Source organism: Microbacterium sp. RURRCA19A (assembly GCF_900156455.1).
Taxonomy (GTDB): domain Bacteria; phylum Actinomycetota; class Actinomycetes; order Actinomycetales; family Microbacteriaceae; genus Microbacterium.
Window position 1 is genome coordinate 243082 of sequence record NZ_FTNQ01000003.1, and the last position, 23157, is coordinate 266238.

A 23157-nucleotide genomic window follows, 5' to 3' on the forward strand; every position below is an offset into this window, starting at 1 on the left:
CAGACCCGGCGTTCGTCCCCCTGGATTCTACGACGGAACAAAACCCCGTCGTCGCGGCAGCGCGGCCGGTCAGGGAGTGACCCAACCGAGGTAGGTACCCGCCGCGACGCTGCTGATGTCCACGATCGTCGCGAATCGCGGAGAACGGCCGTCGTTGGTGCGTCGACCCTGCGCGACGAAGACCTTGCCGCCGCCCACGCTGATTCCCTCGAGGCCCCGGTTGCCGTTGTCCTGCGCGGGACCCCAGAACACGAGCGCCCCGATCGGCGGCGCTCCCGCCGTCGTCGCCCGTGACGCATAGTTCGCAGTGAAGATGTCGATCGCCTTGCCGGAGCCGGGGATGGTCTTCCCGACCGCCTTGTAGCCGGCGTGGGGGATCTTCGGACTGTTACCCGACAGCTGTCCGACCAGAGACCGGGTTCCGTCGTAGCCCCATTCCTCGGCCGGGAAGAGAGCCAGAGCGGCCGTCTTGTTCATGTACGCGCGATTGACCACACCGCGGAGCGCGAAGTTGGTGGCGGCGATGTCGATGCGCGTGGCGTCACAGCTGGAGAGTTCACCGGGGCCGCTCTTGACCCGAACGTGGAGACCGCTGTTCTTCACCCACGACGAGTGCACCCAGCCCTTCACCAAGCCGTAGGCGACGAAGATCCAGTGGTCGGTCTTGTACGCACCGGTGGCGTCAAGTCCCTTCGTCCAGCACACGGCGTTCACGGTCGCGCCGGCGGGGACGACGGCGTCGGGTCGCGGGTCGCAGCGACCACTCGAACCCCACGTGCACCAGCGCAGTTGCACGTCCGTCGACACGGTGGGTGGGTCGGATGCCGTCGGCGCGGCCATCGCCGCAGGTGCGACGAGGAGTGAAGAGACCAGCACGACGCCGGTCACGAGTAGGGCGAATACCTTGCGCATGAGTCCCCCGGCTTCTGCGCGCGCGTGAATCGCGGCCCTTCGCGGAGTATAGCGAGAAGGAGCCGGAGAGGGCAGAGGCGTTCGACGCGGCGGCGTCAGCCCGCGGGGGTCGTGCTCGGGGTGGCCGTCGGCGTCGGCGTCGCGGTGGAGTAGTAGGCGTTGCTGTCGACCGTGAGCACGAACTGGGCGAACTCCTTCGGGTCGTCCATGCGGCCGACATAGGGCGTACCGTTCACGAGCACCGTGGGGGTCGCCGTCAGCGCCTGGCCCTTGGTGTCGGGAAGGCCCTTGATGGCGCGGTCGGTGGCGGCCTTCGCCCACGCGGTGAAGGTCTCGTCCTCGATGCACGCGCGCACGGCGTCGGGGTCGCTCACCCCGGCCCCCTGGGCCATGTCGGCGAGCTTCTCGTCGCTGTAGCCGTCGGAGTCCACGGCGGGCTGGTTCACGAGGAGTTCGTGGTTGAACGCGAAGAACTTGTCGGACGCGTGCGTAGCGACGCACGCGGCGGCACCGGCGGCCCGGAGGCTGTACTTGGTGCCGTTCGACTTCGAGGTGAGCATCGCGACCGGGTAGTACGTCAGGGACGCGGCATCCTGGGACACCCACTTCGACAGCTGCTCGGCGTTGGCGAGCTGGAACTCCCGCGCCTCGGCGGAGAGATAGTCGACGTACACCCGGATGTCGACCGGGGCCGCGGTCGTGGTCGGTGCCGGGGTGGGCGTGGGGGTCTCTGTGGGCGTCGCCTCGGCGGCCAGCGCGGAGGCGTTGCCATCGACGGTCTGGTCGGCACGCGGGTCGGCGATGCCGGTGGCCGCCGTGACGACGAAGCCGTCGTCGGAGGCCGCATCCGGAAGCGCCTGCGAACGACCGTCGCGCGACGACAGCGCATATGTGACGCCGGCGGCACCGATGGCGACGACGGCGACGGCACCGATCGTCACGAGCGAACGACGGATGATCCGAGCCCGCGTCTGCCGCGCCTTGACCTGCTGCGCCTTCTCGCGCACCGCCTCCCGGCGGGCGTTCTCGGCGGGCAGATTCGGCGTCTGGTCGTTGGACATGGGACCTCTCGGGCGCGGTCGGAGACCGCTGACGATGATGGGAACGCACGGGTAGGCGAACGAGCATCGATGGTAGTAAGCCTGGCTGAGAAATGACCAGACACGTGCGATACTGACCGTGCGCCCACTGTCGCGCGCACGGGGTCGCCCCCGTTCATTCCATTCACTACGGATCGTCCGGCACGTACCTGCCGGTGAAGGAGAAGAAGAAATGGCGTCCGTCACCTTTGACAACGCAACCCGCCTGTACCCCGGCGGTACCCGCCCCGCGGTCGACAAGCTCAACCTCGAGGTCGCCGACGGCGAGTTCCTGGTTCTGGTCGGCCCCTCCGGCTGCGGTAAGTCCACGTCGCTCCGCATGCTCGCGGGCCTCGAAGAGGTCAACTCCGGCCGCATCCTGATCGGTGACCGCGATGTCACCGACGTGCCGCCCAAGGACCGCGACATCGCGATGGTGTTCCAGAACTACGCGCTGTACCCCCACATGACCGTCGCCGAGAACATGGGCTTCGCCCTGAAGATCGCCGGCGTCGGCAAGGAAGAGCGCGCGGCTCGCGTGCTCGAGGCGGCCAAGCTCCTCGACCTCGAGGAGTACCTGACCCGTAAGCCCAAGGCCCTCTCCGGTGGTCAGCGTCAGCGCGTCGCCATGGGCCGCGCGATCGTGCGTCAGCCCCAGGTGTTCCTCATGGACGAGCCGCTGTCGAACCTCGACGCCAAGCTCCGCGTCCAGACCCGCACCCAGATCGCGTCGCTGCAGCGCCGCCTCGGTGTCACCACGGTCTACGTCACCCACGACCAGACCGAGGCCCTCACCATGGGCGACCGCATCGCGGTGCTCAAGGACGGTCTGCTCCAGCAGGTCGGCACCCCGCGCGACCTGTACGAGAAGCCGAAGAACGTCTTCGTCGCCGGCTTCATCGGCTCGCCCGCGATGAACCTCTTCACGGTCGACCTGGCCGAGGGCGGTGTCCGCTTCGGCGACCTCGTCGTCCCCGTCGAGGCGGACGTCATCGGCAAGGCGCACGGCAGCGAGGTCACCATCGGTGTCCGCCCCGAGGACATCCAGGTCGCCCCGGCCGACGGCCGCGGCCTGTCGGTCGTCGTCGACCTCGTCGAGGAGCTCGGCGCCGACGGCTACCTCTACGGTCACACCGACGTCAACGGCAAGCGCACCGACATCGTCGCCCGCGTCGACGGCCGCCGTCACCCCAACGCGGGCGAGACGGTCGTGCTGGCGCCGGTCCCCGGTCACGTGCACGTCTTCGACCTCGAGTCGGGCGAGCGTCTGACCGACAAGGCCATCGCCTCCGCCTGATCTCACGCACCGTCGCGGCGCGGGGAGTCTTCCACGACTCCCCGCGCCGCACCCTTTTCCCCGGAGGAACCGTGGCCGAATCCCTCAGCATCACCGCCAGCGCGGTCGACCCCGGACTGTTGCAGCTGCCCTGGTCGACCGGCCTCGCCGACTGGCCGAGCTCGCACATCGTGGCCCTCCCCAAGGGCATCTCGCGGCACCTCGTCCGGTTCGCGAACCTCTCCGGTCGCGTCGTCGCGATCAAGGAGACGACCGAGGAGATGGCCCGGCGCGAGTACGACATGCTCGGCAACCTCGACCGTCTCGCGGCGCCGTGCGTCGACCGGGTCGCCGTGATCGCGGGGCGCACCGACGCCTCGGGCCGCCCGCTCCCGGCCGCGCTGGTCACCGCGCACCTGAAGTTCTCGCTCCCGTACCGCGCACTGTTCACCCAGGTCCTGCGTCCGCACACGGCCACGCGCCTGGTCGACGCCCTGGCCGTGCTGCTCGTGCGCCTGCACAACGTGGGGTTCTACTGGGGCGACGTGTCGCTGTCGAACACGCTGTTCCGCCGCGACGCGGGCGAGTTCGCCGCGTACCTCGTCGACGCCGAGACCGGCGAGCTGCACGGCAACCGTCTCACTCCCGGCCAGCGCGCGCACGACCTCGACATCGCCCGCACGAACATCGCGGGCGAGATCATGGACCTCGAGGCCGGCGGTCGACTGGAAGGCGGTGTGGATGCCATCGCCGTCGCCGACGGCCTGGTGTCGTCGTACCACTCGCTGTGGGGCGCCCTCACCGACAAGGAGACGTTCGCCGTCGACGAGTCCTGGCGCATCACCGAACGCGTGCACCGGCTGAACGCCCTCGGTTTCGACATCGGCGAGATGTCCATCAAGACCGCCAGCGACGGCACGCAGGTCTCGATCCAGCCGAAGGTCGTGGATGCCGGGCACCACCAGCGCCGTCTGCTGCGGCTGACCGGACTCGACGTCGAAGAGAACCAGGCGCGGCGCCTGCTCAACGACCTGGACGAGTTCCGCGCGCGCGTGTCGCGCCTCGGCGCCGACGAGGAGATGGTCGCGCACGAGTGGCTGACCCGGGTCTTCGAGCCGATCGTCATGGCGATCCCGTTCGACCTGCGCGCCAAGCTCGAACCCGCCGAGGTCTTCCACCAGGTGCTCGAGCACCGCTGGTACATGTCGCAGGCGCGGGGCCGGTCCGTTCCGCTGGCCGAGGTCGTGACCTCCTACATCGACGACGTCCTGCGCCACCGCCGCGACGAGGCAACCGTGATGGGTCCGCCCACCGACACGATGTCGCTCGCGACGATCGCGGATGCCACCGCTCCCGCCACGGGCGAGGTGCCGACGACCGACACCGACGTCATCGATTGGCGCGACCTGGTCTGACGACACGACGACGGCGCCGCCCCGAGGGGACGGCGCCGTCGTGGTTCGCCGCGTCAGTACCCGACGGCGAAGTTGTCGCGCGAGTGCTTCGGGTTCTCGATCTCGTCGAGCACGGCGACGGCGAAGTCGGCGCCGGAGATGAAGGAGTCGCCCTTCTCGTCGACGACGAGGACGTGTCCGCCGTCGCGGTAGGTCCCGGTGCGCTCCCCCGGCGCCCACACGCCGAATCCGCCGGCCGGGTGGATGTAGAACCAGTCCCGATCGGACGCGCCCGCTCGAAGGTCTTCCAGGATGCCGATGGCCTCGGACGCCTCGGGCTTGTACTCGTCGGTGAAGCCCTCGGTATCGATGAGGCGGGGGCCTCCCTCGGCGACGAGCGAGCCGCCCGCTCCCCCGACAACGCCCAGACGGACGGACTCGGGAAGGACCGAGGCGAGCTGCGCGATCGCGGGGCGGAGCTTGCCGAGCATGTCGCCGCGCGGCGCCACGGCCGAGACGACGACGTCGACGCCCTCGAGCTCGGCGGTCAGGCCGGGCACGTCGAGAACGGTGCCTTCGACGTACGTGGCACCCTCGACGCGCTCGGCGGGTACCGACCGGGCGACCGAGACGACGGTGTGGCCGCGCCGCACGGCTTCGGCGACGATGTGGGCCCCGGCGTAGCCGGTTCCTCCGATGACTGCGATACGGGACACGGATCTTCCTCTCCTCCGGTCCGCGGACTGCCGCGGACGACTTCTCCCAGCGTGCCGCCTCGGGGCGCCGACGCGAAACGCCGACGCCCCGAACCGACACGATTCACAGCAGGATCTGCAGAGGATTCTCGATCCGGGCGACGAACGCCGCGAGCCACTGGGCCGCCAGCGCACCGTCGAGCACGCGGTGGTCGGCGGACAGGGTCACCGACATGACCGTCGCGGCCGCGAGCGACCCGTCGTCCTCGACCACGGGCCGCCGCGTCGCGGCACCGACGGCGAGGATGCCGGCGTGCGGCGGGTTGATGATGGCCGAGAACGACGTCGTCCCGTACATGCCGAGGTTCGACACCGAGAAGGAGCCGCCCTCGAGCTCGTTCTGCTTCAGCCGCCCCTCGCGCGCGCGTGCCGCAAGGTCGCGGACCGTGGCGGCGAGCTCGCCGATCGACAGGCGGTCGGCCGCCCGCACCACCGGCGTCAACAGCCCGCCGGGCACCGAGACCGCCACGGCGATGTCGGCGGCGGAGAATCGGCGCGTGGCATCCGGGGTCCAGATCGCGTTCGCCTCGGGAACGTCGCGCAGTGCGCCCGCGACCGCCTTGACGACGAGGTCGTTCACCGAGATGCGCTGCTCTCGTCCCTCGTTGATCTGCGCCCGGAGGGCGAGCAGCGCATCGACGCGACAGTCGGCCTGCAGGTAGAAATGCGGAACGGTCGCCTTCGACTCGGTGAGACGCCGCGCGATCGCTCGCCGCATGCCGGTGTGCGGCACGTCCTCGTACCCGGCACCGACGGATGCCGGAACGACGGGCGGTTCGACGACCTCGGGGGCGGGCTCCGGATGCCGCTCGACCGGCGCCGGGGTCCAGGCATCCAGGTCTCGGCGGACGATGCGTCCGCGCGGGCCCGATCCGGGGACCTCGGCGAGGTCGATGCCGCGCTCCGCGGCCAGGCGGCGCACGAGCGGGGAGGCGAAGAGGCGACGCTGCTCGCCGGGCGGGTCCACGGCAGCGGGCGCCAGCGCGGGAGCGGGCGGTTCCGCGGCAGCGGGCGCCGACGCGGGAGCGGGCGCCGGCGCGGGCGCGGGCGCGGACGCGGCGGGGGCCTCCGCCGCCTCCTCGGGTGCGGCGGCGACCTCGGTGTCGGACGGCGTCGCGGTCGCGGGAGCGGGCGCTCCTCCGGCGGCGGCGAGCGCGGCATCCACGCTCTCCCCCTCTTCGGCCAGAACGGCGATCGGGACGCCCACGGCCGCGGCGTCACCGGCGGGCAGGAGGATCCCCGCGAGGATGCCGGCGCGTTCGGCCTCGTACTCGACGACGGCCTTCTCGGTCTCGATCTCGACGATCGCCTGGCCGGCGCGCACGGGGCTGCCGACCTCGACGAGCCAGCTCTGGATGGCCGCTTCGGCGGCGCCCGTGGCGATCTCGGGCATGCGGACGACGACGGCCATCAGCGGATCCCTCCCGCCGCGCGGACGCGCTCGAGGCCGGCGACGACCTCTTCGGTGCGGGCGATGGCCGCCCGCTCGAGGACCTTCGAGATGCTCGGGCTCGCCTCGCCGCCCGTGACGCGCTCGACCGGCTGATCCAGCCAGTCGAAGAAGCGCCGCTGGATCTCATCGGCGAGCCAGGCCCCGTAGGACGGTCCGCGGGCGCCCTGCTCCACGATGAGGACCGCGTTGGTCTTGCGGATGCTCTCGCCGACGGTGTCCCAGTCGAGCGAGGCGCGGTCGAGCCACCGGAGGTCGATGACCTCGGCATCCGTTCCGGTCTGTTCGACCGCCTCGAGGGTGTGGCCGACCATGGACAGGTACGTGAGCACCGTCACGTCGTTCCCCTCGCGGCGCACGGCGGCGGAGCCCGGCGGGATGACGTAGTCGAGGTCGGCGTCGGGGACGCGGTCGGGGGTGCCGTAGAGGTCGACGTGCTCGATGACGAGGACGGGATCCTCCAGCGCGAGGGCGGCGTTCATCAGTCCGACGTAGTCCGCGGCGGTCGAGGCGGCGACGATCCGCCAGCCTGCCTGCGTTGCGAAGATGCCGGCCGGGTCCATGAGGTGCTGCGAGCCGTAGCCCGACCCCATCGCGATCTTCGTGCGCAGCACGAGCGGCACCGTGTTGTTGTCGCCGAACATGTGGCGGGCCTTGCCGACCTGGTTGAACACCTGGTCCGCGGCGACCCACATGAAATCGGGGTACATGAACTCCACGACCGGACGGAAGCGCCCGTCCATCGCGATGCCGCCCGCGGCGCCGAAGAAGCCGTTCTCGCTGATCGGAGTACCGATGACCCGGTCGGGGCCGTACTTCTCGGCGAGCCCCTTGGTCGCCCCGTTGGTGCCGCCGCCGAGACGGTGCACGTCCTCCCCCAGCACGATGATGCGCGGATCGGTCTCCATCCGTCGATCCATGGTCTGGGCGACGGCGTCGACGAACTTCACATCACGCCAGGCACCGGTCCACTCCGCGGGCTCGGCCGACGCGAGGGCGGCGAGCTCGGAGGCATCCCCCCGGATGCCGGTGTCCACGACCGCGGGGTCGGGCCAGAGCTCCGGGCGGATGCGGCGTCGGCCGGGACGCTCGGGATCGGCCTCGACCACGGCCGCGACCGACTGCGCCACCGCAGTGACCGCCTGCTCGCGGACGGCCTCGGCCTCGGAATCGTCGAGGAGCCCGAGGCGGCGCATCTCGGACGCCATCCGCTCCAGCGGATCGCGGGCGCGCCACTGCCCCTCTTCATCCTTGGTCCGGTAGCCGAACGCGCTTCCGGGGTAGGGACCGTTCTGGTGGAAGAAGCGGTAGACCTCGGCCTCGACGATCGCGGGACCCTCCCCCGCGCGCATGCGATCGAGCGCTTCGCCCATCGCGAGGTGCACGGCGAGCGGGTCCATGCCGTCGACACGCCACGCGGGGATCGAGAAGCCCTGACCGCGGACCGAGAAGCGGGTGTCGGCGCTGGCCTCGTCGGCGCGGGTCGAGACCGCGTAGAGGTTGTTCTCGATGAAGAACGCCACGGGGAGCTTCCACGTCGACGCGAGGTTCATGGACTCCAGGACCGAGCCGATCTGACTCGACCCGTCGCCGAAGTAGTTGATCGACACGTCGGATGTCCCGGCGTGCTTCTGCGCCCAGGCGTGACCGGTGGCGAGCGGGGCACCGCCGCCGACGATCGCGTTCGTCCCCAGCGCGCCGGCCTCGAGCCACTGCAGGTGCATCGAGCCGCCGCGGCCGCCGGAGAATCCGGACGCCAGCCCGAGGATCTCGGCGAGCGTGCGATCGAGCAGCGTCTGGACGTCGGGCGTCACGAGGGCGGTGGGATCGAGCGCACCGCCGGAGACGAAGGCGAGCGTCTTGGCGAGGAACTGGTGGTGTCCGCGGTGCGATCCGTTCACGGCATCCGCGGGTCGAAGGGACACGATCGAGCCGACCGCGCCGCCCTCCTGGCCGATGCTGGAATGCGCGGGGCCGTGGACGAGCCCGGCACCGGCCAGGTCGAGCACCGCTTCTTCGAAGGCTCGGATCAGGTGCAGCTGACCGAGCATCGTCCCGAGCAGTTCGGGGTCGGCCGCCTTCCAGTCGGCGGCGGTCGTCTCAAGCTGCACCCACTCGACTCCGGTGTTCAGCCGTTTCCGCTTGGCCATGTCGCTCCTCACGCGTCGTTGCGTTCACCTGTACAGGTCGTTCGCTCACACTGTACGATCGGATTGTCTCCAATACAAGGCGTAAGCAACGCGAGATACTGTCGAGAGGCGCCCTATGAGGCGTCAATGGATCCAATGGAGGATGCGACATGGGACTTCCGGGACTGCGCGGCAGCGACCACATCGGCTTCACCGTCCCCGACCTCGACGAGGCCGAGACTTTCCTCGTCGATGTCCTCGGCGCGGTGCCCGTGTACACGCTCCCCGGCCGCAGCGGCGAAGGCGACTGGATGACGCGGCAGCTCGGCGTGCACCCGCGGACCGCGATCCGCGAGATCCGGTTCTACCGCCTCGGCAACGGCACGAACCTCGAGGTCTTCGCGTACGACGCCGCCGACGGACAGGCCCCTCCCCCGCGCAACAGCGACATCGGCGGGCACCACCTCGCGCTCTACGTCGACGACCTGGATGCCGCGGTCGCCCACCTGCACGCCCATGGCGTCGACGTCATGGGCGAACCGGTGGTGAGCGGCGCCGCTTCCGCGGGTCAGCGCTGGATCTACTTCCGCGCCCCGTGGGGCATGCAGTTCGAGCTCGTGAGCTTCCCCGACGGCAAGGCCTACGAACGCGACGCCGAGACGGTGCTGTGGCACCCCGCGAGGCCCGGCGAATGAGCGGGCTCGCCGTCGCCCGCGACCACGGTCGCGCCGGAAGCGGGATCGCCGACACGCTGCGCGACGAGATCCTGCGTGGCATCCATCCGCCCGGCGCCCGCATCCGCCAGGAGGATCTCGCCGCACGACACACGACGAGCCGCATCCCGGTGCGCGAGGCGCTACGCATGCTCGAAGCCGAGGGACTCGTGACGCTCGTCGCCAACTCGGGCGCCTGGGTGTCACGCCTGACCCTCGCCGAGTGCGAGGAGTTGTATCTCGTGCGCGAGCGCATCGAGCCGGTGCTGCTCGGCATGAGCGCGCCGCTGCTCTCCCCCGACGACCTGGACACCCTCGACGTCCTCGCCGCACGCATGGAGAACGCGGATGCCGAGGACTTCCTGCGGCACGACCGGGAGTTCCACTTCGCCACCTATGCGCCGGCGCGCACCGTGATGCTGGGCGACACGGTCGTGGGGCTCTGGAACCGAACGCATCACTACCGCCGCGCCTTCGTCACCGCCGCGCACGCCCGTCACGACGGCACCGCGCACCTCGACCACCGCCTGCTCGTGGCCGCCCTCCGCCGCGGCGACGCCGAGGAGGCCGCCCACGTGCTCGAGCGGCACATCCGTCGCACGCGCATCGAGCTGGAGCGGCATCCCGAGATCTTCGGGGAGAGCGGGGCACACTGAGGGAACGTGGGAAATCCGAGACGTGGCGCGCACTGGCATCGTCACTGACGCGCATCGCTGGTAATACGACCAAACGACGTCGTCGTCGAAGCCGGGCGTCTTGGACTTTGCAATTACTGAATCACGGTGATTTCAATCCTCGTAAATGCGCGCGCCTTCTTCACGGCACCTCATGGTCCGGGAGCCATGTGACGTCGGGGCCAAGCAGCGGACGCCAACCAAAAATGCGGCGCTCCACCTCGACCTCCTCTGGTCCACTGGGGATCCAGTCCACATCCCACTCGTCAATCAGACCACTCATCACATTTATCCCGCGAACATAGTGATCTCCGGGTACTCCAGCATGTGGCGAAGGTTCGATTACAAAAATCCACCAAGTCGGCATTGTGTCCGGGGTGACAAACACGTAGCGATCTTTCCACTCCCCCGCACGAATGCGACCGATACGTCCTTGATCCCCCCAAAATTGCCTAGATAGTTGCACCTTAGAAGAACTTTGGATGATTCACGTGCATATCCTTACATCCTTTATATTGCTCGAACCCCCAAGTTAGGTTACTTGAAATCCGAATCTACCTCTGCTCGCAAGAGGCTCTCCTTGACCGCACGACCTAGGACTCCAGGGCGCAACTCGCCAGGCGGTTAGCCGCGCGAGCAGTCGCCAGCGGAGCTGAAAGCGAAAGAACCCCGGCAGCCATTCAGCTGACCGGGGTTCCAACGAGACTCACCCGACCGGGCCTCAGGTGATGCGCCAGCCCCGGTCGACGTAGAGGTTGGTCGCCGAGACGCCCTCGTTGTGGAGCAGGAACCGGGTGGCCTCGACCACGTCGTTCATGGTCGCCAGCTCGCCGCCGGGCGTGCGCGACGAGTAGCCCTCGAGGACGCCGGCGGGCTTGCCGGCCCAGAACGGGCTGTCGCCGATGATGCCCGGATGCAGGGCGTTCACGCGCAGGGGCGCGAGTTCGAGGGCGAGCGCGGTGGTCAACCCCTCGACGCCGCCGTTGATCGTCGAGACCGTGACCGACCCGGGGTACGGCGCGTCCTTCGCGCGGCCGCCGAACAGCACGATGCCGGTCGAGCGCTGGGGCACGAGCCGGTCCAGCAGCGTGTGCACGGTCTCGGTGTACCCCACGAGCTTGAGGGTCACCAAGCGCCGGGCGCGGGCGATGTCGTAGTCGCGCACCGTGTTCGCGTCGCGTTCGATCGCGGCGAGGACGAGGCCGTCGAGTTCGCCCACGTCGGCGAGCGCGGGCGCGATGTCGTCCGGCTCGGAGATGTCGACCGCGATGCCCCGGACATTCGGCCCGATCTCCCGGGCGATCGCCTCCGCGGCGACAGCATCACGACCCGTGAGCGTGACCTCGTGACCGTCGGCGGCGAGCGACGCGACGATCTCACGCCCGATACCGGACGTGCCCCCGACCACCAGATACCTGCGGCTCATGCCGCACCTCCCTCTCGTTCGTTCTCGGAGCCCGGGAGGAGTCCCCGCCGGGTGACCTCGGCCGCCGCACCCCAGTCGAGGCGGGCGAGAGCCGGCTCGGCCAGCGCCCGCTCGAACACGGCGGTGAGAGCCGCGAGCGTCGGCAGATGCGTGCCCGTCTCGCCCGCGATCTCGGCGCTCAGCCGCAGGTCCTTGTAGCCGAGCGCGACGTCGAACCCCGGCGGGTCGTACGCCTGTCGCGCGATCATGCCGCCGTAACCGCTGTACACGACCCCGGCGAACAGCGTCGACGTGAGGATCTCGATGAACAGCTCGGGATCGACGCCGCGAGCCTCGACCAGGGCGACCGACTCGCCGATCGCCTGGATGGCGTGGATGATGTCGTAGTTCACCGCGATCTTCACGGCGTTCGCCGTGGACGGCTCGGCGCCGAGGGGCCACACCCGCGCGGCGAACAGGTCCAGGTACGGCGTGACCTCGGCGACGTCGCCGGGAGCGCCCGCGACGAGGACGTTGAGCTTGCCCTCCGCCGCGACCGTGGGCCGCCCGAGCACGGGAGCGGCGACGTAGCGCGCCCCCGCCGCCGCGAACCGGCGCTGCAGCTCCCCCGCCCCCGCGGGGCTGATCGACGCCATGTTCACGTGCACCCCGCCCGACGCGGATGCCACGGACGCGGCATCCAGGACCGAGAGCACCGCGGTGTCGTCGGCGAGCATCGAGAACGACACCGGGTGCGCGAGCGCCTCCGCGGGCGTCGCACACGCCACGGCCCCGGCGGCGACGAGCTGGTCCGCCGCGCCGGGCGAACGGTTCCAGACATGGACGCGGTGCCCGGCGTCGACGAGGCGGCGAGCCAGCGCCGCCCCCATCGAGCCGAGGCCGAGGAAACCGACCGACGCCATCACGCCTCCCCGCGGCCCCACGTCGTGTTCAGGTGCGACTGCGAGTCGCGCTGGTTGTTCAGCGGGCCGCCGACCGCGATGTAGCGGGGCCCCGCGATGAGCAACTCCTCGGCGGGGAACTTCGTGATGACCTCGCACCCGGTCGCGGTGACGACGACCTCCTCCTCGATGCGCGCCGCGCCCCAGCCGTCCGCGGAGGGCCAGTACGTCTCGAGGGCGAACACCATGCCTTCCTTAAGCTCCTCCGGGTGGTCGAACGAGACCAGCCGCGAGAAGATCGGCTTCTCCCAGATCGACAGGCCGACCCCGTGGCCGTACTGCAGGGCGAACGCCGCCTCCTCGTCCGCGAAGCCGAACTCCTGCGCCGTCGGCCACACCGACACGATGTCGGCGGTCGTCGCGCCGGGGCGGACGAGGGCGATCGCCCGGTCCATGTACTCGCGCGCCCGGGTATAGGCATCCTTCTGCTTCGTGCTCGCCGAACCCACCGCGAACGTGCGGTAGTAGCAGGTGCGGTAGCCGTTCCAGCTGTGCAGGATGTCGAAGAACGCGGGATCGCCCGGCCGGATCAGACGATCCGAGAACACGTGCGGGTGCGGAGAGCAGCGCTCACCCGAGATGGCGTTGACGCCCTCGACGTACTCCGACCCGAGGTCGTACAGCGTCTTGGCGACGAGACCCACGGCCTCGTTCTCGCGGACACCGGGACGCAGGAACCGGTACAGCTCCTCGTACGCCGCGTCGACCATCGAGGCCGCCTGCGTGAGCAGGCGGATCTCGTCCCCGGTCTTGATGCGCCGGGCCTCCATGAACACCTGCTGCCCGTCGACGACCTGGATGCCGACCTTCTGCAGCGCGAAGAGGATCGGGAGCTCGATGACGTCGACGCCGAGCGGCTGGTCGGCGACCCCGAACTTCTCCAGCTCGCGCTTGATCTTGCGCGCGACCTCCTCGGCGATCCCGGCATCCGGCGGGAAGGCGCCGCGGAGCGTCGAGATGCCCGCCCGCGCCCCCGACTCCAGCCGCGGACGCTTGGTGCCCTCGTGCGGCGCGTGGGGATCGGCATCCATCTCGGACGACGTCACATCGAGCCACGGGTTGTAGAGCGCGTGGTGCTTCGCCGCGGAGCCGAAGTCCCACGAGATCGGATCGGTGTTGCGGGTGAGGAGGCTGAAGCGGATCAGCTTGTCCATCGCCCACGTGCCGATGTGGGTGGCGGTCATGTAGCGGATGTTGGAGAAGTCGAACGCGAGCACGGCTCCGAGATCCGAGCGTTCGAGCTCCGCCTTCACGCGTGCGAGTCGGTCGTCACGGAGGCGGTCGAAGTCGACGCGGGCCTCCCAGTCGACGCCGTTGGTGCCCGTGGTTCCGGTGTTCTTCATGATGGCCTTCCTGAGGTCAGAGGGGTTCCGATGGGGATGCGGGCGCGCGGCGGATCAGCCGCCCCGCACCCCCGGTGAGCGACCGCGGCGCACGAGCACCATGACGAGCGGGACGACGGCGGCGAACAGCACGAAGGCACCCTGGATCCAGTACTGCCACGAGAGTCCGAGCGACAGGAACGCCAGAGAACTCGTCACCGTCTGCAGGAGCAGTCCCGCCGCCGCGACGGCGAGAGCCGAGCCCGAACCGCCGAAGATGCTGGCGCCGGCGATCACGACCGCCGTGACGGAGGTGAGGGTCAGCGCCTGGGCCGCGTTGGCGTCGCCGATGCCCGACCGCGAGTACACCGCGAGTCCGGCCAGAGCCGCGAGCAGACCCGCCGCGACCGACGCGAGCAGCCGCGTCCGCGGCACCCGTACGCCCATGCGGTTGGCCTTCACGGGGTCGGAGCCCGCCGCACGCAGCGCGCGACCGCCGCGCGTGCGCTGGATGACGAACCACATGACCACCGCCACAGCGACGGCCAACGCCAGGATCAGGGGCACACCGGCGACGGCGAGGCCGAGGGTCGTCAGGACGTCGGCGCGGGCCGAACCGCCGGGACTGGGCCGCAGCACCTGCGCGAGGCCGAGCACCGCGATCGAGCTCACGAGCGTCGCGATCACGGGAGGGAGGGACAGACGCGTGACCAGGAGGCCGTTCACCCACCCGACCGCTGCCCCCGCGGCGAGCGCCAGCAGGACCCCGATGAGGAAGTAGCCGATCCCCTGCTGTGCGAAGAACGACAGGATGACCGCCGACAGCGCCGTCACCGAGCCGATGCTGAGGTCGATGCCCCCGGTCATCACGACGACCAGCTGCGCGAGCCCCACGAAGATGAGGACGCTCGTCGCCGCCAGCAGCTGACTGATGCTCAGCGGGCTCAGGAAGGCCGACGAGACGAACGAGGTCACGACCGAGAGAGCGACCGCCAACCCGAGGAGGACGACGGCCTGCGTCTCCCCCGCCAGTATCCCCCGGGACCGGCGGCGCGCCGCGACGGCGACCTCGACGGATGCCGTCTCGTGCGACAGCACCGCGGCTCCCGTGATGGCCCGCTCGTCGACGTCGTCGCCGATGAGGGTCGTCTGCACGCGACCGCGGGAGAACACCACGACCCGGTCGCACAGCCCCTCGAGTTCGACGGCATCCGTGGAGAGGACGACGACGGCGACCCCCGAGGCGGCGAGCTCGCGCAGGAACGCGTAGATGTCCACGCGCGCGCCGGCATCGACGCCCTGCGTCGGGTCCTCGACCAGCAGCACCTTCGGGTCGCCGAGACGCCCTCGGGCGAGCAGCACCTTCTGCTGGTTGCCGCCGGAGAGCGCCGAGACCGGCACCTCGAGGTGCGGCGTCTTGACCGCGAGACCGGCGACGCCCTCGCGCGTGAGCGCGTACTCGCGGCTGCGGCGGACGAAGCCGCCCGGCATCGCGGCGCGCAGAGCACCCGCCACGGCGTTCTCGCGGATCGACATCTTGCCGAACATCGCCTCGCCGATGCGATCGCCGGGGAGGAACACGACACCCGCGGCCGACGCCGACCGGCGGGACCGTGTCGACACCTCCTGGCCGTTCACGAGGATGCGGCCCCCCGAGGCGCCACCGCCGGCGATGCCGCGCAGCACCTGACGCTGGCCGTTGCCCTCGACGCCGGCGAGACCGATGATCTGGCCCGGGTACACCGAGAACGAGACGTCGTCGTATCCGGGGCCGCTGAGTTCCAGGACCTCGAGCGCGGGCGTCGCGGATGCCGCCGGAGCGGCGGGCTTGTCGGGGAACGTCGTCTCCAGCGACCGGCCGACGATGAGCTCGACGACCTGATCGGCGGTGAAGTCCGCGACCAGGCCCCGACCCACCACGCGGCCGTCGCGCAGCACCGTGAGGTCGTCGCCGATCTCCATCACCTCCGGGATCCGGTGGGTGATGTAGACGATCGCGACGCCCTTCTCGAGGAGCCCCCGGACCTGGGCGAACAACCAGGCCGTCTCCTCCGGCCCGAGGGCCTCGGTCGGCTCGTCCAGCACCAGCACACGGGGGTCGGATGCCAGGGCGGCGGCGATCTCGACGAGGTGCGCCTCCCGCAGCGACAGCGACGACACCAGAGCGTGCGGGTCGATGTTCAACGACAGGCGCCCGAAGTGCGCGGCGACCCAGGCGGCGGCGGTCCGACGCGAGGGACGCTTGCTCGCGGGGAGCAGCAGCAGGACGGCATCCACCACACTCAGCGACGGGGCCAGCGCGGGGATCTGGTACACGATGGCGAGGCCCGCCTCCCGCGCCTCGGCGGGGCGGATGCGGTCGAACTCGCGCCCGGCGAGGCCGATGGTGCCGGAATCCGGCACCACCGACCCCGCCGCGATCCCCACGAGAGTGGACTTCCCGGCGCCGTTCTCGCCCAGCACGGCGTGCACGCGACCGGCGGCGATGTCGACCGAGACCGCGTCGAGCGCGGTGACACCGGGGTAGGTCTTGGTGATGCCCGAGAGGGTGAGCGCGGATGCCACGGTCGTGGGGGTCTCGTTCATCAGCCGAAGAGCTTCGTGATCTCGGCGGAGGTCAGCAGCGTCGACGGCGTGGCGTCCGACGGCGCCGACGACAGGCAGGCCTTGTCCGGGGTCACCGAGCCGGCCGTCTTGCCGGTGGAGTCCTCGAAGAGCGACAGTTCGTACAGCGAGGGCTCGGTGTCCTTCGTCCCGAACTCCGCGGCGAGGGCCTTCCGCAGCGCGACGCGTCCGATCCAGGTGCGCGACGAGACCGTCGCCAACTCGTAGCCGGGGTTCTTCGCCTTGAGGTCGGCGAAGCCGCAGCTGAGGGAGTTGTCGTCGGTCGAGGTGAGGATGGGCAGCTGCTGGCCCGCGGCCTCGTACGCGCGGATGACACCCGAGGCGGACGCACCGTAGTCGGCGATGATGGCGTTGATCGGCGTGCCCTGCGAGAGGACGCCGGCCATCGCCTGCTGCGCCTGCGCCGGGTCCCAGTTGGTCCAGATGGGCTCGCTGTTCACGAGCGTGATCTGGGGGTTGGCGTCGAAGACCTCCTTGGCCCCGGCGAACTCCTGCGTCGAGACCAGCGCACCGGAGGGTCCGCCGAAGAACACGACGTTGCCGCCCGCGCTGCCCAGCTGGTCGACGATCCACTGCGCCTTGGACTTCCCGACGAACGCGGGGATCTGGTCGGTGTAGTCCAGGTAGTCGGTGCCGGCGGTCCCCTGCGGGTCGGAGGCGAAGTTGACCACGATGGAGCCGGCCTGGGTCGCCTGGCGGATGGCGGGCAGGTGCGCCTCGCCGGGGCCGGCGTCGGGGATGACCAGGATGATGTTCGTGCCCTTGGCGGCCAGGCTCGTGATGCCCGAGGTGGTGGCCTCCAGGTCGCCGCGACCGGCGATGAACTCGACACCGGAGATCGCGGCGCACTTGGCCGCTTCGCTCTCGATCTCGGCGAGGACGGTCTTGGACCACGTGTTGGTGCCGTAACCGTCGACCACGCCGACCGAGACCTTCTTGCCGTCCGCGGGGCAGATGTCGGAGATGCTCGCGAACTGGTCCATGGTGCCGGTGCTGCCGGCGGCGATGTCGGCGGTGAGGTTGTTCGCTCCCTCGGTTCCGCCGCCGCCGGCGCTGTTGGTCGACGAACAGCCGGCGAGCACGAGCGCGCCGAGGGCGATGACGACGAGACCGGCTCGCCGTGCGGGTGCTGTGGTGATCATGGGGGTACTCCTCTTCGAGTGGGTGATCGGGTATGCAGGGACGGATGAGGGCGCGACGGACCGCCCGTCGACCCGGGCGGGTCGCGGTGGGCGGATGAGCCGGGTCAGGCTCCCGGACGCCGTCGCATGAGGTTCCGGATTCGGGAGGTGGTGCCGCCCAGCTGGAGCTGGGCGACGATGCCGACGCCGATGATCAGCGCCTGCACGATGTTCTGCACGGCGGTGGCCTGCGTGAACGTCTGGACCAGCTGGGTCAGCTGCGCCAGGAAGAGTGCGCCGAGCGCCGTGCCGACGACGCTTCCGCGTCCGCCGGTGAGTGCGGTGCCGCCGAGCACGACCGCCGCGATCGAGGGCAGCAGGTAGTCCTCGCCCGCGGTGAGCGTGGGGGTGCGGAGGAGTCCCGCGAGCAGGACGCCGCCGACGGCGGCGAGTGCGGCCGAGAGCACGTAGGCGACGATCGTGTAGCCGCGCGTGCCGATTCCGAGGTTCGCGGCGCTGCGGGGATTCTCGCCGACGAGTTCGAAGCGACGGCCGAGGCGCGTGAGCTTCAGTACGACGTGCACCGCGAGCGTGAGGGCGAGCGCGAAGAACACCAGGACCGGGATGCCACCCCACCGGCTGAGTGCGAACTGGTTGAGCGCGTCCGGGCTCTGGGTGGCGAACCCGCCGGACAGGGCCTGGACGGTGCCGATCATCAGCGCGTTCACCGCGATGGTGACGACGAGCGGCGGGAGGCCGAAGAGCGTGATGACCAGGCCGCTGGCCAGGCCGAACGCCGCGGTGGCCACGATCGCGGCGGCGATGGCCGCGGGCAGCCCCAGCGCGTCGTCGGCGCCGAAGCGCGCGACGATCAGCGCGCCGAGCGTGACCGCGCCGGGGATGGACAGGTCGAGACCGCCCTGCTGGATGACGAGCGTCTGTCCGATCGCGACGATCGCGATGAGCGCCGCGAACGGCAGCATCGACACGATGGCCGTGGGGCCGACGCTGCCGGGCGCGATGAGGGGGCTGATCAGGAACAGCGCGGCGACGGCGATGAGGGCCCGGGTGCCCGGCCACGCCAGCACCATCCGCGCCGTGGGACCGTGGTCCTTCGGCGCAAGACGGACCGGGGCGGCGAGGTCGGTCATGCCGTCACCAGCGTCGGGTGCCAGGTGCCGTCGAGGCGCGCTTCGGGCATCTCGCCGAGCAGGTGGCTGCGGGATGCCTCGGCATCCGCCTTCAGTCGCGCGATGTCGACGCCGACGAGCTCGCCGTCCTTCTTCACGCGGCGGCCCTGGACGAACACGTCGCGGACGAGTCCGGGGTGGGCCGAGTAGACGAGGCTGCCGATGGGGTTGTTGAGCGGCGTGAGGGCCAGCGAGCGGTCGTCCAGCACGACGATGTCGGCGGCCTTGCCCACCGCGATCGAGCCGGTCGTGTCCGCGAGGCCTGCGGCGTGCGCGCCGTCGATCGTGGCGAACTGCACGACGTCGGCGCACGTGAGGCTGATGCGCTCGAGCACCTCGCCGGTGTCGACGGACGGGGCGTTGTCGAGCGCGCGCTGCATGCCGATGGCGGTGCGCATGGTGGCGAACATGTCGCCGCCGTTCGAGCTGCACACGTCGATCGAGAACGTGGGACGGATGCCGGCGCGCAGCAGTCGGCCGGTGGCGGGGAAGCCGTGGCCCATCTGCATCTCGACGTCGGGGGCGACCGAGGCGGTGCCGCCGCTGTCGGCGATGAGCTTCAACTCGTCGTCGCCCAGGGTGCAGCAGTGCACGTAGGTGATGCGGTCGGACAGGAGTCCGTCGGCGTGCATCTTGCGGATCGGGCCCGACTTCCCCCAGTATCCGTCGCCGGCGTGCATCGTCACGCGCAGGTCGAGGTCGGCGGCGAGACGGAAGTCGGCGATGTTGACCTCGGGGGTCACGAACTGCGGACCGCGCAGCGCGAGGGCCATCGTCACGAGGCCGTCGTCGGAGGAGAAGTGCTCGTCGCGGACGCGCCGCGCGTCGGCGGGGTGGACGTTGGCCGAGGGCAGGCTCCCCCATTGGTCGGCGCCGCCGCCGTGCGCGAACACGGCCCGCATCCCGGTGTCCTTGAGGGCGGCGACCGCGGCGTCCGCGTGCTCGGGGGTGGCGAGGTTGTGCGACCAGTCGACGAGCGTCGTGATGCCGGAGTCGAGGGCCTCGAGCGCGCCGAGGTAGTTGCCGGTGTAGGTGTCCTCGGGACGGAAGTGCTTGCTGAGGCCGGTGTGCAGGCCCGCGAGGTACTCCGTGAGCGACCAGTCCGACGCGAGGTTGCGGACGACCGACTGCCACGTGTGGCGGTGGGTGTCGACGAAGCCGGGGTGCACGATGCGGCCGTGGACGTCGATGACCTCGGCGTCGCCGGCATCCAGGCCCTGTCCGATGGCCTCGATCGTTCCGTCGGCGCCGATCAGGATGTCGGTGTCGGTGAGGACCTCGCCGGGGCGGACGGCCGTGATGACGGTCCCTCCCCGCAGCAGCGTACGCGTGCTCATGTGGTGGTGACTCCCTCGTCGAACCGGAGCGTCGTCGCGCCGGTGGTGTTCGTTGATTGGATGCTAGAAAGCAGGACTGAACGTGTCAAGTATTTGTTATCACTCTGTGCAGTCCGTGCAGCTCGACTGAAAGCTCAGGCGCGTTCGCGGTACAGCGGGATGTCGATCGGGGGCTGCGGGATGAACGATCCCGCTCCGCCCATCCGGTCGTACAGGTGGTCGTGGGAGCGCTCGAGCGTCGCCCTGGCCGCAGCGACGTCGACGTGCGTGAGCACACCGCCGCGCTTGACCACGCGCCCGTCGATGAGCACGGTGTCGATGCAGCCGGCGTGCGCCTGAGACACCACCGCACCGCTGGGATCCGCACGATTCCAGCCGACCTGGCTGATCCCCGACATGTCCACGAGCACGATGTCGGCGCGCTTGCCCACCGTGAGCGAACCGACGAGATGGTCGACGCCGGCTGCCCGCGCACCGTTCAGCGTGGCCCACCTCAACGCGTCCTTCGTCGTCCACGACATCGCCTGCGGCGCCCGCATGACGGCATACTCCGGCTCGTCGGCGCGATATCGAGAAGCCTGCAGCACGAGCCGGCTGTGCGAGACCATGTCGCCGCCGTTGCCGGAGACGCAGTCGATCCCGAGGCTCGGTCCGGGCGTGTGGGCCGTGGCCTCAGCGATGGCGGGATACCCCATGCCCATCTGCATCTCCGTCTCGGCGCACACCGAGACGGTGACCCCGCTGTCGTCCAACAGGTCCCACTCGTGCGGGGTGTTGAAGGTGCAGTGCACCAGCAGGAGGTCGTCCGCGAGCAGCCCGTGCGCGTGCAGCACCTCGACGTCCTGGAAGAGCTGCCGCACCATGACCTGATTGGCGTGGAAGGTGATGCGCGCCCCGAGATCGCGGGCGAGGCGGAACTCGGCCGCCACGTCGGCGACGGGCGCGATCGCCAGCTCCTGCGGGGCGATGCCGAAGCGCAGCAGCTGGTCGTCGCTGGAGAAATACTCCTCCCGGATGCGGCGGGCGAGCACGGCCCGCGTGGCCAGGGCCGCGGGATCCGCTCCCCGGACGGACCCGCCGCGCGACTGGCTCCAGGTGTTGGTGGTGATCGGGGTCAGCCCGTGGGCGTAGAGCGCACGGATACCGGCATCCCGCAGCCCGGTGACGGCGGCGTGGGCCCCGTCGGGATCGAGGATGTTGTGGCAGTAGTCGACGATCGTGGTGATCCCGGAGTTCACCGCGTCGAGGGCCCCGACGTAGTTGCCGGCGTACATGTCCTCCGCCCGGTACAGCGGCGCCATGTGCAGTCGGATGCCACGGAGGTAGTCGGGGATGTTCCCGTCGGCGAGGATGCCGCGCAAGGCGGTCTGCCAGGTGTGCCGGTGCGTGTCGACCATGCCCGGTATGGCGATCTTGTCGCGACCGTCGATGATCTCGGCGTCGTCCACCGCGATGTCGGGACGGATCTCCCGGATGACGGAGTGCTCGATGAGGATGTCGGTGCGGGCGAGGTCGCCCAGCTCCGGGTCGACGGTGGCCGCCGCCACGTTGCGGATGAGTGTGCGCATGGTCGCTCCCTCGCGATCCGTTCGGGTCCGCATCGACCCGACGTTGTGCTGAACTACACACGAATGTACAGTCGCTCCCAGATTTGTAAAGTCTGAGCGAACGTTCCATCGGTGTCGAGGAGGACCCATGTCACGAACGAGCCCCCGGATCGCCGTGCTCGGCACCGGTGCGCAAGGTGCGAGCATCGGCGCGGACCTGCTGCGCGCGGGTCTCGACGTCACCTACATCGAACAGTGGCCCGCCCACGTCGAGGCCATGCGCGCCCGCGGCATCGAGGTGCGGCTGCCGGACGAGACCCACGTCACGCCCGTGCATCCCCTGCACCTCTGCGAGGTGGCGACCCTGCGCGAGCCCTTCGACATCGTGTTCATCGTCGTGAAGGCGTACGACACCCGGTGGATCGCGGAGCTCGTCGCCCCCTACGTCGCCGAAGACGGGCTCGTCGTGGGCCTGCAGAACGGGATGACCCAGGATGCCATCGCTGCCGCCGTGGGCGCGCACCGCACGATGGGGGCGGTGATCGAGGTGGCATCCAACATGTTCGAGCCGGGCATCGTCAACCGGCAGACGCCGGTCGCCGGCTCCTGGTTCGCGGTCGGCGCGTACGACGACGCGGCCCGCGGTCGCGAACACGAGGTGCAGGCCGTCCTCTCGCACACCGGCCGCGTCGATGTCTCCCCCGACATCCGCTCGTCCAAGTGGATGAAGCTCGTGGCCAACGCCGGCGAACTCGTCCCGTCCGCGATCCTCGACCTGCCCCTGGCCTCCGCCGTCGCCCTCCCGGGCGTCCACGACTTCATGATCGAGTGCGGGAAGGAGGCCGCACGGGCCGCGCTCGCCGACGGCAGCCGCCTCGTCCCCATCTTCGGCCTCTCCGACGACGCGGTGACCGATCCGGATCGCTACGCCGCCGACCTCCTGGGCGAGGTGCTCGACAGCTTCTCCCTGCCCGACACCAACACCACCGTTCTGCAGGACTGGATGAAGGGCCGCCACGGCGAGTACGAGGAGGTGAACGGTCTCGTGGTCTCGGTGCTCGCCGCCGCGGGACAGGAGGCGCCGTTCAACGCGCACACCGTCCGTCTCGCGAAGGAGATCGAGGCCGGACGGATGCCGCGGTCCGCCGCCAACATCGACGCCCTCCTGGACGTCCCCGGACGCGGGTGAGGCTCGGCCGTGTTCAGGCGCGGCGCACACGATGTGCGCGAATCGGCCGGTAGCGTGTTCTCGCGAAGGGCGGGGTC

General features: G+C 70.2%; 18 protein-coding genes. 5 read left to right on the forward strand and 13 right to left on the reverse strand.

Features of this window, described 5'->3' with window-relative positions:
* Nucleotides 1–69 precede the first annotated feature (69 nt).
* Together BW982_RS13555 and BW982_RS13560 are read right to left on the reverse strand one after the other, a co-directional pair.
* Nucleotides 70–912, reverse strand: a complete 843-nt coding sequence (locus BW982_RS13555; protein WP_076494115.1) for a hypothetical protein — start codon at nucleotides 910–912, stop codon at nucleotides 70–72.
* 95 nt (nucleotides 913–1007) lie between these two features.
* A complete protein-coding gene (locus tag BW982_RS13560) occupies nucleotides 1008–1973 on the reverse strand; it encodes a DsbA family protein (protein WP_076494116.1) in 966 nt (321 codons plus the stop codon).
* 211 nt (nucleotides 1974–2184) lie between these two features.
* On the opposite strand from BW982_RS13560, the gene BW982_RS13565 reads away from it, so the two are divergent.
* The gene (locus BW982_RS13565) at nucleotides 2185–3288 is read left to right on the forward strand and encodes an ABC transporter ATP-binding protein (protein ID WP_076494118.1); all 1104 of its coding nucleotides are present in this window, start codon (nucleotides 2185–2187) and stop codon (nucleotides 3286–3288) included.
* 71 nt (nucleotides 3289–3359) lie between these two features.
* The gene (locus BW982_RS13570; protein ID WP_076494119.1) at nucleotides 3360–4682 is read left to right on the forward strand and encodes a DUF4032 domain-containing protein; all 1323 of its coding nucleotides are present in this window, start codon (nucleotides 3360–3362) and stop codon (nucleotides 4680–4682) included.
* Nucleotides 4683–4735: 53 nt separating this feature from the next.
* Here the strand turns inward: BW982_RS13570 and BW982_RS13575 are convergent, their stop codons facing one another.
* The 3 genes from BW982_RS13575 to BW982_RS13585 all read right to left on the reverse strand — a co-directional run bounded on the left by BW982_RS13575 (nucleotide 4736) and on the right by BW982_RS13585 (nucleotide 9016).
* Complete coding sequence (locus tag BW982_RS13575) at nucleotides 4736–5377, reverse strand: NAD(P)-dependent oxidoreductase (RefSeq protein WP_076494121.1); 642 nt, start codon at nucleotides 5375–5377, stop codon at nucleotides 4736–4738.
* A 103-nt stretch (nucleotides 5378–5480) separates the two neighbouring features.
* Complete coding sequence (locus tag BW982_RS13580) at nucleotides 5481–6827, reverse strand: dihydrolipoamide acetyltransferase family protein (RefSeq protein ID WP_076494123.1); 1347 nt, start codon at nucleotides 6825–6827, stop codon at nucleotides 5481–5483.
* A complete protein-coding gene (locus BW982_RS13585; RefSeq protein WP_076494124.1) occupies nucleotides 6827–9016 on the reverse strand; it encodes an alpha-ketoacid dehydrogenase subunit alpha/beta in 2190 nt (729 codons plus the stop codon). The genes BW982_RS13580 and BW982_RS13585 overlap by 1 nt, the downstream gene beginning before the upstream one ends.
* A gap of 149 nt (nucleotides 9017–9165) precedes the next feature.
* Here BW982_RS13585 and BW982_RS13590 point away from each other — a divergent pair, with 149 nt between their 5' ends.
* Nucleotides 9166–9690 carry a VOC family protein gene (locus tag BW982_RS13590; RefSeq protein WP_076494126.1) on the forward strand — a complete coding sequence of 175 codons (525 nt, stop codon included), beginning with the start codon at nucleotides 9166–9168 and terminating at the stop codon, nucleotides 9688–9690.
* Nucleotides 9687–10364: a GntR family transcriptional regulator gene (locus BW982_RS13595; RefSeq protein ID WP_076494127.1), complete on the forward strand. Its 678-nt coding sequence runs from the start codon at nucleotides 9687–9689 to the stop codon at nucleotides 10362–10364. The genes BW982_RS13590 and BW982_RS13595 overlap by 4 nt, the downstream gene beginning before the upstream one ends.
* 739 nt (nucleotides 10365–11103) lie before the next feature.
* Here the strand turns inward: BW982_RS13595 and BW982_RS13600 are convergent.
* From BW982_RS13600 to BW982_RS13635, 8 genes are all read right to left on the reverse strand, one after another.
* A complete protein-coding gene (locus BW982_RS13600) occupies nucleotides 11104–11808 on the reverse strand; it encodes an SDR family NAD(P)-dependent oxidoreductase (protein WP_076494129.1) in 705 nt (234 codons plus the stop codon).
* Nucleotides 11805–12710, reverse strand: a complete 906-nt coding sequence (locus BW982_RS13605; protein WP_076494130.1) for an NAD(P)-dependent oxidoreductase — start codon at nucleotides 12708–12710, stop codon at nucleotides 11805–11807. The genes BW982_RS13600 and BW982_RS13605 overlap by 4 nt, the downstream gene beginning before the upstream one ends.
* Nucleotides 12710–14092 (reverse strand): M24 family metallopeptidase, encoded by a 1383-nt coding sequence (locus tag BW982_RS13610; protein ID WP_076494132.1) that lies wholly within the window; start codon nucleotides 14090–14092, stop codon nucleotides 12710–12712. Before BW982_RS13610 ends, BW982_RS13605 begins: the two co-directional genes overlap by 1 nt.
* A 54-nt stretch (nucleotides 14093–14146) precedes the next feature.
* Nucleotides 14147–16657, reverse strand: a complete 2511-nt coding sequence (locus BW982_RS13615; RefSeq protein WP_076494133.1) for an ATP-binding cassette domain-containing protein — start codon at nucleotides 16655–16657, stop codon at nucleotides 14147–14149.
* The gene (locus BW982_RS13620; RefSeq protein WP_076494135.1) at nucleotides 16657–17838 is read right to left on the reverse strand and encodes a substrate-binding domain-containing protein; all 1182 of its coding nucleotides are present in this window, start codon (nucleotides 17836–17838) and stop codon (nucleotides 16657–16659) included. Before BW982_RS13620 ends, BW982_RS13615 begins: the two co-directional genes overlap by 1 nt.
* 104 nt (nucleotides 17839–17942) lie before the next feature.
* Entirely contained in the window at nucleotides 17943–18968 is a 1026-nt protein-coding gene (locus BW982_RS13625; RefSeq protein ID WP_076494137.1) for an ABC transporter permease, read from the reverse strand.
* Nucleotides 18965–20344, reverse strand: coding sequence for an amidohydrolase family protein (locus BW982_RS13630; RefSeq protein ID WP_076494139.1), 1380 nt, complete (start codon nucleotides 20342–20344; stop codon nucleotides 18965–18967). The genes BW982_RS13625 and BW982_RS13630 overlap by 4 nt, the downstream gene beginning before the upstream one ends.
* Before the next feature lie 134 nt (nucleotides 20345–20478).
* Nucleotides 20479–21912 (reverse strand): amidohydrolase family protein, encoded by a 1434-nt coding sequence (locus BW982_RS13635; protein ID WP_076494140.1) that lies wholly within the window; start codon nucleotides 21910–21912, stop codon nucleotides 20479–20481.
* Between the two features lie 127 nt (nucleotides 21913–22039).
* Here BW982_RS13635 and BW982_RS13640 point away from each other — a divergent pair, with 127 nt between their 5' ends.
* Nucleotides 22040–23080, forward strand: a complete 1041-nt coding sequence (locus BW982_RS13640) for a ketopantoate reductase family protein (RefSeq protein ID WP_076494142.1) — start codon at nucleotides 22040–22042, stop codon at nucleotides 23078–23080.
* Nucleotides 23081–23157: the final 77 nt, after the last annotated feature.